Below are 286 nucleotides of genomic sequence, written 5' to 3' on the forward strand. Positions count from 1 at the left end.
TCGCAAGGATCGCCCATGAAGCGCTTTATTCAAGGTGAACATCGAGGCCAAGGCACCTTGCTTCCCGAGAGTCTCGACGACTACGTCAGCGATACCAACCCGGTGCGCGTAGTCGACGTCTTTGTCGATGAACTCGACCTGGTCAATCTGCGTTTTGAACGTGCCATCCCAGCCGATACTGGCCGGCCTGCTTACCATCCCTCGGTCTTGCTGAAGATCTACATCTACGGTTATCTCAACCGCATCCAGTCGAGCCGACGGCTGGAGCGAGAAGCCCAACGCAACG

Annotated in this window: 1 protein-coding gene; it reads left to right on the forward strand. The window is 56.6% G+C overall.

Features of this window, described 5'->3' with window-relative positions:
• Nucleotides 1-15: 15 nt before the first annotated feature.
• Nucleotides 16-286 (forward strand): transposase (locus ACM6G4_RS25940; RefSeq protein WP_414914888.1); only part of this gene is annotated, 271 nt, incomplete at its 3' end.

The organism is Pseudomonas sp. IT-P258, from assembly GCF_949767825.1.
In the GTDB taxonomy this organism is placed as follows: domain Bacteria; phylum Pseudomonadota; class Gammaproteobacteria; order Pseudomonadales; family Pseudomonadaceae; genus Aquipseudomonas; species Aquipseudomonas monachiensis.